Source organism: Nonomuraea sp. NPDC051298, assembly GCF_055586305.1.
The window spans coordinates 36,776-49,070 of record NZ_JBVJIM010000040.1 but is presented as its reverse complement, the minus strand read 5'-3'; the positions used below and the strand labels follow the sequence as shown (position 1 = coordinate 49,070).

The 12,295-nt window shown below is 70.9% G+C and carries 11 protein-coding genes and 1 pseudogene; 8 read left to right on the top strand and 4 right to left on the bottom strand.

From position 1 onward, the window contains the following. Positions 1-503 precede the first annotated feature (503 nt). The 4 genes from ACZ6S0_RS50330 to ACZ6S0_RS50315 form a co-directional block, all read right to left on the bottom strand. On the bottom strand, positions 504-1,526 hold the full coding sequence (locus tag ACZ6S0_RS50330) for an alpha/beta hydrolase (protein WP_465927813.1): 1,023 nt from the start codon (positions 1,524-1,526) through the stop codon (positions 504-506). A gap of 558 nt (positions 1,527-2,084) precedes the next feature. Next, entirely contained in the window at positions 2,085-2,732 is a 648-nt protein-coding gene (locus ACZ6S0_RS50325; RefSeq protein ID WP_465927811.1) for a hypothetical protein, read from the bottom strand. A gap of 271 nt (positions 2,733-3,003) precedes the next feature. Beyond that, entirely contained in the window at positions 3,004-5,208 is a 2,205-nt protein-coding gene (locus ACZ6S0_RS50320) for a hypothetical protein (protein ID WP_465927809.1), read from the bottom strand. Positions 5,209-5,581: 373 nt separating this feature from the next. After that, a complete protein-coding gene (locus ACZ6S0_RS50315) occupies positions 5,582-7,015 on the bottom strand; it encodes a hypothetical protein (RefSeq protein WP_465927807.1) in 1,434 nt (477 codons plus the stop codon). A 143-nt stretch (positions 7,016-7,158) separates the two neighbouring features. On the opposite strand from ACZ6S0_RS50315, the gene ACZ6S0_RS50310 reads away from it, so the two are divergent. The 8 genes and pseudogenes from ACZ6S0_RS50310 to ACZ6S0_RS50275 form a co-directional block, all read left to right on the top strand. Next, positions 7,159-7,482 carry a hypothetical protein gene (locus tag ACZ6S0_RS50310; protein ID WP_465927805.1) on the top strand — a complete coding sequence of 108 codons (324 nt, stop codon included), beginning with the start codon at positions 7,159-7,161 and terminating at the stop codon, positions 7,480-7,482. Between the two features lie 250 nt (positions 7,483-7,732). Further along, positions 7,733-8,005 (top strand): hypothetical protein, encoded by a 273-nt coding sequence (locus ACZ6S0_RS50305; protein ID WP_465927803.1) that lies wholly within the window; start codon positions 7,733-7,735, stop codon positions 8,003-8,005. A gap of 174 nt (positions 8,006-8,179) precedes the next feature. Further along, positions 8,180-8,701: a hypothetical protein gene (locus tag ACZ6S0_RS50300; RefSeq protein WP_465927801.1), complete on the top strand. Its 522-nt coding sequence runs from the start codon at positions 8,180-8,182 to the stop codon at positions 8,699-8,701. Between the two features lie 1,066 nt (positions 8,702-9,767). Beyond that, on the top strand, positions 9,768-9,953 hold the full coding sequence (locus ACZ6S0_RS50295) for a hypothetical protein (protein ID WP_465927799.1): 186 nt from the start codon (positions 9,768-9,770) through the stop codon (positions 9,951-9,953). After that, positions 9,950-10,270 (top strand): hypothetical protein, encoded by a 321-nt coding sequence (locus tag ACZ6S0_RS50290; protein WP_465927797.1) that lies wholly within the window; start codon positions 9,950-9,952, stop codon positions 10,268-10,270. Before ACZ6S0_RS50295 ends, ACZ6S0_RS50290 begins: the two co-directional genes overlap by 4 nt. Then, positions 10,267-11,469 carry a tyrosine-type recombinase/integrase gene (locus ACZ6S0_RS50285; RefSeq protein WP_465927795.1) on the top strand — a complete coding sequence of 401 codons (1,203 nt, stop codon included), beginning with the start codon at positions 10,267-10,269 and terminating at the stop codon, positions 11,467-11,469. Before ACZ6S0_RS50290 ends, ACZ6S0_RS50285 begins: the two co-directional genes overlap by 4 nt. Continuing rightward, positions 11,466-11,870, top strand: coding sequence for a hypothetical protein (locus ACZ6S0_RS50280; RefSeq protein WP_465927793.1), 405 nt, complete (start codon positions 11,466-11,468; stop codon positions 11,868-11,870). Before ACZ6S0_RS50285 ends, ACZ6S0_RS50280 begins: the two co-directional genes overlap by 4 nt. Continuing rightward, positions 11,867-12,253 (top strand): annotated as a pseudogene (locus tag ACZ6S0_RS50275) (DUF4158 domain-containing protein); the annotation flags it as partial. The gene ACZ6S0_RS50280 and the pseudogene ACZ6S0_RS50275, both read left to right, overlap by 4 nt. Positions 12,254-12,295 lie beyond the last annotated feature (42 nt).

The following is a 12,295-nucleotide window of genomic DNA, read 5'->3' as shown; positions in this document are numbered from 1 at the left end:
GCCTAGACCCGATGGCCATCAGCCAGGAATCCGTGATGACCGCCACACTCGACTCTCATGACCGCTCACCTGGAGTTTTCCACGGCCGCTCTCACACGGACGGCCTGCAGACGCTCCTCGCAGGCCATGCTGTCGTTGTTCATGAGCCCCTCCGGGGTGTCGAGGTGGCCCGCGGCTTCGCGCAGCCCGACGATGAGTTGCTGGCGCGGCGCACTTCCCAGGCCCCAAGCTGCGGGCGCGGTCGGCAGCGAGGTCGACCGTGCGGCTGAGGGCCAGGTCGAGGTACAGCAGGGGCCGTGATGAGGTCGCGGACCTCGCTTTCCTCTCGGCGGGCCTGAGCCAGTTGCTGCGCGAGGTCGGCGCCGCATTCCTCGGTGGTCCCCAACTACGCCCACGCCGTGGCGGTCTTGGTGCGGGCCTGCTAAGGGTTCATGGTTGCAGGCCGGGTTCCGTACGGATCCCGCGCTCCGATGGCTCGACACCGACCGGGCGCCGCGTGGGGATCAGCTCGTTGACTTGGCCACCCAGTCACTAAGCGTGCGGAACCAGGTCTGATAGCGGTTGGAGAGGTTCGCGCTGTGGGCGCTGCCTGCCAAGACGTAGGTGCTGAAAGACGGCGAGCTGGCGAAGAACGGCCTCTCGCTGCGCTCGAGTGTCGCAGCGGTACAGTCCGACAACGCGGCCAGGCCGCAGCCGAAGATTTTTTCCTCGGAGCCGTTGGCCACCAGAACCGGCACCCGAATCCGGTTGGGCATCAGTTCGTATTCGACGATGGTGGCGAGGGTACTGGCCGAAAGAGTGTCGCGGGTTTGGATGTCCTTCGCGAGGATGTCCGGATCGGTGTCACCCTTGGCGTAGAACCAGCGCTTCCGGCCTGGGGCCTCAATGCTCAGCTCACCTGCCGGCTGGTTGATCACGTGCTGAGCGTCCTGAGCCGCAAGCTGGACGGGAGTGAAAAGGGTCGGCAAGCTCGCCACGAACTCTGGCCGCAGCAGGTGCCCGAAGCCGGTGAGGACGACCGCATCCACATCGTGGTAGGTCGACGCCTCCTGGTAAGCGATCTGGGAGCCGAACGAATGGCCTACGATCACGACCTTGCGGAACGTGTGCCCATCGACGCCGTCGCGCAACGCGCTGATCACCTGGTGCATCGAGGAAGCCTCGACGCTCATGGTGAGCAGTGCTGGGCTAATCTGGGTGGAAGCGCCGGTGTTGAGCCTGTCGACTGCGAACGTGGCCTGCCCGCGTTGCGCTGCGTGCCGTGCATACGAGCGGTTGGGAAAGTCCCAATATATCCGGTTATAGGTCGCTCCGGGGATGAGCAGTTGCACTGTCTTGGGCTGGGCGAGGCCCTCTGGTAGGCACAGTGTGCCCGCGATGTGGGCATCGGACTTCCCCGGCGCCTTCACCGGCACCTTGTGCTGGGTGCACTGAGCGCTGGACGGGGCGGTGGCGCTCGCCGGGGTCACACCCGTCGCTAAGATGGCCGCGATCGCGATGACGACAGCGCCGCGCCAGGAGCGCATGGACGATCTCAATTTTGATTGGTGCACGATCTCTCCAGAGCTCAACCACGAGTTCCAGAACGAACATAGCTGACATGAGGATCCACGGCCTGATTCTTCGTGATCATTTCTCGGTCCATTTCCTCGGCAGGGGCCGTTCCTGCTGGTAGATGCCTCGTTTCATGGCGTGAGGGATCCGCCATGCTCGGGTCCCGGCGTGTTCGTAGCGGGTCGGGGCGTGGGCGATGGGCGGGCTCAGTTCCGCCACTGGTCAGGGCGACCAGCAAGGGACGCGCCCAGCTCAGGGTGCCGCGTCGGCCGACCCTGAAGTTTTCCCTACGTCGGGTCCGCAGCGTCGTGGCTCACTGGAGCCGGACTCGCCCACCGTGCCCGAGTTCGGCCCTCACTCGTTCGGCTACGCCGGTCAGCAGCCGAGATACTGGCTCTTGGCTGATCACACCCCTCATAGATCGCCGATCCGGGCATCCCCGCGGTGGTGGGTTCAAGTACTGCTGTGGCCGGTCAACCTCCGTCAGGTCCCGCTTGACCTTGGGCTTCGCCGATCCGGCGCGCCGGCGGTCAGCCGGGCGTGATGTGCGGGCAGACCTCGCGCTGCTGATAGCCGCCGGGCACGTTTTCGCCGACGGCGGCCCAGAATGGCCGGGATTCGCGGAAGTGGCCGCCGAGGGTGTGCCAGGACAGTCCAGGGTGCTCGGCGCGTAGCTGGGCGAGGGCGGCGCTGGCCAGTCCGCATCGTTGGTACTCCGGCATGGTGTAAGGGTGCTCGACCCAGCCGAGCCGGCACCGGCGGCAAAGCTGATAGTCCACCGCGAACGCGGACTCGCCGCTCAGGGTGGCGCTGCGCATGCGCCAGCCGCTCCGTTCCGCTGAGACCGTGTCCTGCCACGGCGCATCCAGCCGCTCGATCCTCGGCCAGCCGCGGCGCCGGCCGAACCGGCCATGGCTGATCCACCGCAGGAACGCGCGCCACGGCTCCGGGTCGCGGGCCTGCACCACCAGATGGGCCTGCCCGGCCAGGTGCCGAGCCGCCCGCCCGACCTGTTCAGCGTCCGTCTCTGCTGGCGGGTCGGGTTCGGTGTCGATCGCGTTGAGCGTGTCGACCAGGTCGCGGGCGCTGTCTTCGGCGCCCGTGTGGCCGCGACCTCCTCCGGTCTCGGCCCTGGCACCGCAATGAGCAACTCCACGTCCTGCGGCGATAGCCGCCATGTCATTACCTCGGGCTGCTCGCGCATCGGATCGTAGAGCTGTCCGAGCGCTGGGCGAAACGTCACCGCCATGGATGAACCCCCTTGTCGTGTCACGCACCTGCCGGTACGGAGAGCCCGGGGTCGTCACGGCCCTCGCCGTCACGGTCCTCGTTCTTGTCTCCGGCAGACTGGGCACGGGCACCGTCGAGCCGCCGCACGTAGTGGGGCGCCGTCGAGTGATCACGCCTGTCCGGGCTCCCCTCGCGGAGGGGAGCCCGGGCGGCCCCGGCTCAGGAGTGGGCCTGCCGGTAGAGGGCACTGTGCTCCTGCCGGCGGGCGTCCATGATCTCCTTTCCCACGTCGCCTTCCGTGCCCGCGCGCAGCAGCAGCGCCTGGTTGCGCAGTCTCGCGATCGACTGGTTGACCGCCTCCATGATCGTGGTGTCGGTGTTCCAGCTGTCCTCGTCCTCTTCCAGCAGGGTCTCCTCCAGTTCCGTGGCCACCGCCGTGAGCTGCCGGCACAGCGCCGCCCAGACGCGCCCGCGTTCGGCGATCGAGAGACCGATCTGCTCCTTCAGCGCCTTGGCGTCGAACGTGTCGGCCTCCGTGGCGGTCAGGCTCTCGCCGTGCCCGCCGCGGTCACCCGGATCCACCGTGGCGAAGGGCAGCAGGTTGCGGAAGGTCAGGTAGGCGGTGGCCGCCTCGCTGGGCGTCTCCACGCTCAGCGTGTCGTAGGCCGCCTGGAACAGCGCGCGGAGCTGGCCGCCCGCCAGCTGCGCCAGCGGCAGCAGCCGGTCGAGCGCCATGACCGGTGAGGCCAGGTCACGGCCTACGGCCTGGTCCAGCGTGAGCAGCGCCTCATCGTCCGTTCGCGTGCGCAGCAGCAGTTTCTGCACGGCGGTGCTCTGGATGACCCACGCGGTGGTGTGGCAGCCCATGCCGGAGACGCCGGCCGGCGCCCCCGGGCGTCCGTTGATCACCAGCGGCTTGCCCGGCTCGTAGACCACCACAAGCGGGTCGTGGGTGTCGTCGACGACCCACGGCTTGATCTGGTCGGTGGCGGGCAGGGCCATCGCGTCCAACGCTGCCTCCACGGCCGCCAGTATCTCGCCCGCCTGCCGGGTGCCGAGATTGAGCTTGGGGTAGAGCGCCGCGATCTGCTGCTTGAGCTGGGTCACCGCGGCCTGCCCCGGGCTGGGCTGCAGGAAGCCGGAGAAGGCCACGCCGCAGGGGTACGCCGTGGCGCACAGCCGCTGGTGCTCGTGGAGCAGCGACGACATGATCTGCACCACGCGTCGCGGAGCCGAGGCGGCCAGGTGCTGCTCGCCGGTCGCCTCCACCTTGGCCAGGCCCAGGTAGCGGCCGATCTGGGTGCGGTAGGTCTTGAGCGACCTGGCCAGTTCCTTCTGCTCGTCGCCCCACACGTTGGGCAGGTCTCGGGCGCAGTTGCGCAAGGTCAGCGCGGCCTTGAACAGGTGCTGCTGGTCGGTGACCTTACGCAGCCTCTCAGCGATCTCGTCCGCCGTCGCCTGCATCCGCTGCAGATCCAGGCTGAAGGAGGCGCGGCGGTGCAGGTTCCCGGTCAGGTTGGCGGCCATCTCGCCCAGCACCTGGTTGTCAGAACGGTTCTTGCCGATGCTGTCCGGGTCGATCGCGTAGGCCAGGCCGGTCTCGCGTAACGCGGCCTCGAAGGAGAACAGCCGCCACAGCGCCGCCTTGACCGCCTCCGGCTCCGGCGGCCGCGCGAAGTACTCCGCGCCCTGCCTGAACAGCGACGGCATGCCGCCCGCCGCCGGGTGCAGCGCCTGCGCCTGCTGGTGCTCGAGCTGCTCCTTCACGATGTACCGCTCGGAGTACATGACGACGCCGCGGGCGTGGGCCTCGGCCGAGCCGATCGACCCGCGCGAGGTCAGGTTGCGTACGGTGGAGTACGGCAGGTAGTTGACGTAGGCCAGGTGATGGGCGATGGCCGAGCTGAGACCGGCCGCGGTCTCGCGGTGCATCCCGGCGTCCAATCCGTTCCGCGCGGCCCTGATGAAGTCGCGCGTGCGGTGGCAGGAGTCCTCCAGCAGCGGGATGCGCTGCTCGTAGTCGCTCAGCCACTTCAGCATCTGCATCTGGGGGCTGGCGCTGTCTTCCATCCACAAGGCGGCGGCGTTGTGGGCATTCTCCAGCCAGTCGACCGCCTCTTCCAGCGTCTTGCCGTACAGCTCCGCCTTGATCACGTCCAGGTGCACGGCCCAGGCGATCGTGTGGTCGCCCATCCTGCTCCCGTAAGGGGACGGGGTACGGGGGGTGGGGCTGATCTGCACCCGTCCGACCCTGACGGGCTGGGCGGGCGCGTCCTGGACCTGTAAGATCCACGGCAGCAGCCGGACCACAGCTCCCTTCGGCAGGTCGGTGTGCTCCTGGGCGACCAGCTTGAGAGCCTCTCCCTGTTTCGCCCCCTCGACAGCCGGTCCGATGCTCGCTGAAATCGTCCTGGCGCGCTTCATTCGCGCCCCCTCCCGTGAGTCGCAGACTTCCCTTCTCTCCCACCCGGCGTTCTCGCGCAAGGCTCATGGCAGGAGGTGGTCAATACGATTTGGGAACGATCCATCGCTCTTCTGGTGATGTGGCCGACCTCGCGCCTCTCGAAGCGCGGGGCCGGCCTTCCTCAGTGGTCGAGGATGTTTCCCCTTACCGTCAGCGCCCGTGACACCGTGTGGACGGATCGGGGATGAATATCGTCAGGCGACGGTGAAGTCGCTGTTGAAGGTGGCCTGCTTCACCCCGCCGAGAACCGGGCCGCCGATGCAGCCGAGAGCGCCGCCGATCAGGCCGGGGGGTCGGCGGTCATGGTCGCTCCCTGCGGTGTCGTCTCTGGTCTCATTGTGGTGGTTGCGCCGCCGCGGCGGGCGGCTGATCGGCGGCGACGGCGAGCAGCGCGGCGGCCAGAACCTGGGCTTGGGCGTCGGCGGCGGGCGAAGCGCCGAGCGGGATCTGGTCGCCGTGGTGATACAGCACCACGGCGCCGTCGGGATGCCGGGTGACCGCGTCGATGGCGGCCTCGGGCAGCAGCACGCCGCGGACCCCGGCGCCGAGCGCCTGGGCCAGGTCGGCCGGGTCCGGTAGGACCAGCCCGGTGGCGGCCTGGGCGGCGGCCACGCGGAGGCGCGCCTGCTGCAGCTCCTCACGGGTGAGCTGGAGGCGGGTCTCGGCGGCGGCCACGGCGGCCGCCGCCGCGGTGGCGGCTTCGGCCTGGGCTTGACGCGCCTGGTCGGCCTGCTCGCGGAGCCGGTCGCGCTCGGCATGGAAGCGCTCCCGCTCGGCGGCGAGCTCGGCGCGTACCGCCCGGGTCTCGGCGCGGGCCTCGGTGGCCGCCGTGCCGGCCTCCTGCAGCCGTTCGGCGGCGGTGGCCGCGCGCTGGTCGGCCTGCTCGGCCCGGTCGGTCAGGCGGCGGTTTTCGCCCTGGGCATGGACGAGTTCCTCTTTGCGGGCTTCCAGGGCGGCGGTGAGCTCGTCGATCCGGGCGGCGGCCTGGCCCAGGTCGGCGCGCATCCGGCGCAGCTCGTCGGCCTGGCGGCCACGGACCTCCTCGGCGTGCGCCAGGTTGCTTTCGGCCCGGGCGCGGCCGCGCTCGGCGGCCGTGACCCGTTCGCCGGTCTCGCGCTGGACGCGTTCGAGGTCGGCGCGTGCCCGGTCCTCGCGTTCTTCGGCCTGGCGCCGCGCCGTGTGGGCGTCGCGGGTTTCGCGTTCGGCGGTGCGGCGGGCCTGCTCGACGGTCTCGGCCCGCTCGCGGGCGGTCAGCGCGTCGGCTTCGGCGTCGGCGGCCTTGGTCTGGGCGGTGACGATGCGCTGCAGCGCGCCCTGCTCGACCCGCAGGGTGCCCGCCTCGAACCGCTCGGCCAGCTCGCGCAGGGTGTCGGCGAGTGGCCGGGCCTCGGTGAGCACGCCTTCGGTGGTGGCCACCGCGGCGGTCAGGGTCTCCCGCTCGGTGCGTTCCTTGTGCCGGTAGTAGGCGTTCTTGCAGGCGCTGTTGTTGTCGCAGAAGGTGCGCGGCTTCTTGCCGCGGGAGGGCGGTAGCGGCTTGTTGTCCCAGAGGCAGCGGCCGTGCGAGGCGGGGTCGGTGGCGGGCCGGGGCAGGGCGTGCGGCCCGGCTCCCCCCGGTGTGCCCGGAATGTCCCCCTCGGCGTCCGGGTGCTCCGCCGCCGCGACGGGTGAGGCGGCGGGTGACGCGGCGGCGGGTGCGGCGGCGCCGCCGGGCGCGGGTTCCGGTCCTGCGGGGGTGCTTGTGGTCGGCTCGGACTCTTGATCGCTCACAGGAGTACGATAGCAAAAAAGCATGTGGTAATGCGGATCCTAGAAAGAATCGATGCGATTCTTTCTATGCTCAACATCGTGACACGTCGATAATCACTGTTATCGACATGTAGACGATCTACATGTGCGCTAGGATCGCGCCTATGACGCCCCAGCCGCCCGAGTACGACCACGACCCGCAGCCGAACGCCACGGCGTGGGGCCGCCCGCGCCCCGCCGATGACGGGCTCGCCGCCTCGATGCGCGACCACCACACCGGCAGACCGCTCAGCCGCGACGAGCTCGAGGCATTCCTGCGCACCCGGATGGCGGCCACCCCTGGCGAGCGGCTGCCGCTGCTGGCGGCCGGCGAGGCCGAGGCGGTCGCCGCGCTGCTGGACGAGCTCGCCGCGCGCCACCCCGGCGAGGACCTCGGGCGGCTCGCCCGGGAGCTCGCGGTCCGCCTGTATGACCGGATGGGGCTGTAGCCATGGGCGCGCCCACCGGCCCGGACGGTCACAGCGCCGCCGAGCTCGCACGGTTGCTGAAGGCGGTCGGGCTGGTCCCGCCATCTCCGCAGCTGCCGGTCGACGGCGGGGCTGGCATACCTGGACGACTGCAGCTGGCCCGCGACCTACCCCCGCACCCCTACCGGCGGGCTGGACCTGCCCGCCCTGCTGAGCCGGATCGACCTCGGCCAACTACTCCTTGCTCGCGCGCTTCTCCCCGGAGATCCCGATGACTGACCGCCCCTTCGGGGAAGAACCGCCAAGCCCGCAACGCCCCGTTCCCACCCACCACTGGATCTGTACCGTCCTGTTCGAGGCCGACGGCAAGCAGGGATACTTCTCAGGCCAGGGCGCTTTCACCCCGCCCTCCGGCGCAACCCGCGAGGAACTCTTCAAGAGCATCCGCGACTGGCTGCACGATCAGTATCACGACCACTGCGGCCGGGAGATGGAGGCCAGCCACGTCGTGTTCTTCGACCTGCAACGCAACGACGTGCTGTGAGAACAGGTCGCGTGCCATGACCGCCACCCCGCCCCACCCACACACCGACCCGATGAACGCACGCCGACCCGCCGAACGCGCAGCGGGGCCCGCCACCTGTCCCCCGGCTCCCGGCTCAGCTTCGCCTTTCTCCTCAGGGCCTACGGCCGAGATCTCCAGCGAAGGAGAGACCCGATGATGACCACTCGCGAGCGGGCGCCGCGTCGAGGCCGTCCCCTTCTGGGTTGGCTCAGCGCCGGGCAGAAGGCCGCCCTGGCCTGCGGCGCGGCCGGTCAGGCCATGGAGTCAGCCCATGTGATCACCTTGCGCTGGCTGGAGGCCCGCCGGCTCATCCGGCGCCGGGGGCCTGGCCCCCACACCCCCTGGGTGATCACCACCACCGGGCGGGCGGCCCACCAGTGGGGTCACTACACTCCGCTGCATGGCGTACGCGGCACCACCCGCATCCTGACGGTGGCCGAGTTGGAGACCACCTACGTGGTACTGACCGGGATGCTTCACCACGACCGGGCCCAGGGCGAGCCAGCCAACCGCGACCTGGAGCAGTTCCAACGGCGGGTCGCCGGTCTGCTCGCTGACGGGCTCGGCCTGCCCGAAGCGGCCCTGCCCGACCGCTACGCCGCCCATATCGCGGCCGACACCCCGTTGGTGGGCCTCCCGGCGGCCGCGACCGGCCCGACAGGCGATGGGCGATGACCCCCTCCACCTTCGCCGCTGAGCAGACCGGCGACCCGCGCGACGACCTGGTCGCTCTGACCGGCTCAGGCGTCATCATCCTCGACAGCCCGGGACGCCAGCGATCCGGGGGACGCACTCTCGTGTGGGGTGTGCGCCAGCCCCGCGACCGCCCTCGCCGAACCGGGAGGCCGGGATCGTGCTGGTGTCCATCGAGGCCGTCGCCGGCCGCTCCGCTGCCCAGCGCTGGCGCCCGACGTTCGACGGCGGGCCGCGGGGGGCCGCTACCTGCGCCGCCGCTACCGTCAGCCCGCGGCCAACGGTTGGGCCGCATCGCACTCAGAGGCCGATCCGGCACCATCGTCGGGTTCTGCGACGCCTACCTGCGGGTCCGCTTCGACGACGATCCGGACCGCCGCGTCCTGGGCCACCCCGTCGCGGGCATCACGTACCTGGATGCCGGCGCTGCAACGCCGCCGTGACCGTCCGGCACCCACGGGCATAACAGGCTGCGATGCCTCCGGCGCCCGCACGTCGCGTCCGCCACTCGTTCCCCTTGATCAGGAGCTGACCATGACCGACCAGAACCTGCCCCGCCGCGCGGCGGGCGCGGTGCGAGTGCGCGACGCCGCGGCGAAGGAGTCCACCAGCCGGGCCAACGCCCGCTCACTGGTATCGCTGGTAGACCTGTTCCGCGCGGGCGACGACACGGACCGTTACACCGACGGCGGCACCGCCGGTGGGTCGGGCGGCGCCCTCGCGGCCCAACCGCCGCCCGCTGACTCCGGTTCCGGCAACTCCACTACCGGCGGGGCGGAGGAGGCCCTGCTCAAGCACCGCGGCGCCCCGTGCGGCGTCTGCCCATTCCGGCGCGACGCGCCGCGGGCCGCCTTCACCCCCACAGTTCGACGCCATGCGTGCCACCTGCCGCTCCACCGACGGCCACGGCCACACCGGCGTGGACGCCCCATTGTTCGGCTGCCATCCGGGCGAGCCGGGCACCGACGACGACCTGGCCTGCGCCGGCTGACTCGCCGTCGAGGGCCGCAACAGCCTTCGCGTCGGGCTGGCGATCGCCTTCGACCAGTTGCCGGACACCGTGCTCGATCCTGCCCCTGGCTGGCCGGCGCTGTATGGCTCCTTCGAGGAGATGATGGCGGCCAACCGCACAGCACATCAGCACGTCGCGGACGTCTCCGCCGACGAGCCCCCAGCGCGGGAGCGCGGGCCGCTGGCCCTGCCCTGCATCACCGATCAGGAGGAGCACCGGTGACCGGACGCCCACCCCGGCTGCGCCGGGCGCACGCGGTGGCGCTGCTGCTGCTCCAGCCCGCGGGGCAGCCCGCGCGCACGGCGCTCACGCTCACCGACGACGCGACCTTCAGCTCCGCCACCCCCGACGCCGTGCTGGCAGGGCAGGCCGGACGCATCGTGCTCACCCGAGCCGAGCTGCTCGACTCCGGGATCCGGGTACTGCCGGGCACCGGCGGCCGGCTCGCCCCCGGCTGCGCCGCGCGGCTGGACCGGGTGCTTGCCTACCTCAACGCGTGGCTGGCCGATGAGCACCAGGCCGCCGGAACACCGCGATGAGCCTCTCCCCCAGCACCGACGACCTGGCCCCGGCCGAGCCGGACGCCGACCGGCTGGCCACCATGCACAGCTTCGGCGTCCCCGTTCCCGCCGCCGTCGCCGGCCCGCCGACGGACACGGCCGACGGGGAGGAGGCGGACCTGCCGTTCGCCGAGCTGATCCCCCTGGCCGCGCTGCCGATCCGGCTGCCCGACCGGGGCAGCCCGCCACCGGCCCACGACCCGCAGAGCCTGGCCGCGCTGCTGCGCACGGCCGGCGCCGGCGACGAGGTGCTGCGCGCCACCGGCGGCTGGCTACTCGCCGACCAGCGCGCCGCCACCCACACCCAGCAGGCCTACATCAAAGACGCCTCCTGGTGGCTGTGGTGGATCCAGGCCCGCGGCCTGGACCTCACCGACGTCGACTTCATCGAGGCCGACACCTTCGCCGCGGCCATGCGGCACGCCGGCTACGCCGCCGAGACCCGGCGCCGCCGGCTGTCGGCGCTGAAAAGCTGGTACCGCTATCTGCGGCGGGCCCGCCTCCTCGGCAACGACCCGTTCGACGGCATGGACCTGCCCAAGCGGCAGCGGGACAAGCACACCCGGTACATCACCGAGGCCGAGCTGAACGCCATGCTCGCCCACGCCGTCGCGGTGGAGAGCACCCGGGTACAAGCCATCTTCGCCGTGCTCAAGGGCACCGCCTGCCGCGTCAGCGAACTCACCGGCGCCCAGCGTGATGATCTCGGCCACCGCGGTGAGCACCGCATTCTCACCCTGCCCGCCAAGGGCGGCCGCCGCCACGAGGTCGTCATCGCCGACCTCACCGGCGACCTACTGGACGGCTACCTCGCCGAGCGCGGAGAGCGGCCGGGCCCGCTGTTCGTCACCAGCACCGGCGCGCCGCTGCAGCGCACCTATATCACCGAGCTCATCCAGCGCACCGCCAAGGCCGTCGGCGTCGACAAGCCCGACGAGGTCACGGCGCACGGCATCCGGCACAGCGTCGCCACCGCCCTGCTCGAGGCCGGCGAGCCCATCGACGTCGTCCAAGCCCTGCTCGGCCACGCCGACCCGCGCACCACCCAGACCTACGCCCACCCCGACCACCTGGCCCGCAGCCCCGCCCACCGTGCCGACCGCCGCCTGGCCGCCGCACTGGAACGCCGCCGTACGAACGACAAGGGCCCCCGACACCCGGCCGCAGCACTACCGTGACGCCCGAGGGGGAGATCAGCACACCGGTCGCTTGCCCAGGCCGCATCGCCGCCCGGTATCCACCGGGCGCCCGTGGCGCAGCTCAGGGCGCCAAGCAGACCTCGACGCCGTCAAACGCGAACCCGGGGTTCGATGACCGGTGCGACAAGGCCGACCGGGGCGTCAGCGTCAGCCAGGACATGATCGGCGAATCCCAGAACCTGGTCGCCTCGCTGACCACCCTGATCGCCGCCACGGTGGTGATCGCCACGCTGGCGCCGGTCCTGCTGCCGCTGCTTGTGCTGACCACCGTCCCGCAAGCGATGGCGTCCCTCGCCGGTGAACGGGTCGCCTACCGGCCTCCGAGGAGGCTGAGTGCAGAAATTGGCGCTAGGAACTTGATCTTCGTTTCGGTTCGATGACGAGCACGATTTGCCCTGGTGGATGGGCTTACGGTCCTGGCTCATGCCTTTCGAATTTCTCTCTGATGAGCAGGCGGCCCGCTACGGTCGCTTCCCCCCAGGAGCCGTCGGCATCGGAGCTGGAGCGGTTCTTCCGGCTGGACAGCGTGGCGCTGGAGGCGCTGGCCGACAAGCGCCGGCCGGCCACCCGGCTGGGGTGGGCCGTGCAGTGGGCGACCGTGCGGATGCTCGGGGTTTTCCTGACCGTGGACCCGCTCGCGGTCCTGTCGGGGGCGGTCGCGTTCGTGGCCGAGCAGCTGGATGTGGATCCAGCCTGCTTCGCCGATTACGGGAAGCGGCCCAAGACCGCTTATGAGCACGCGTGGCAGATCCGGGAGCTGCTCGGTTACCGCGACTTCGGTGCGTGTGAGAGCGAGGTGCGCCAG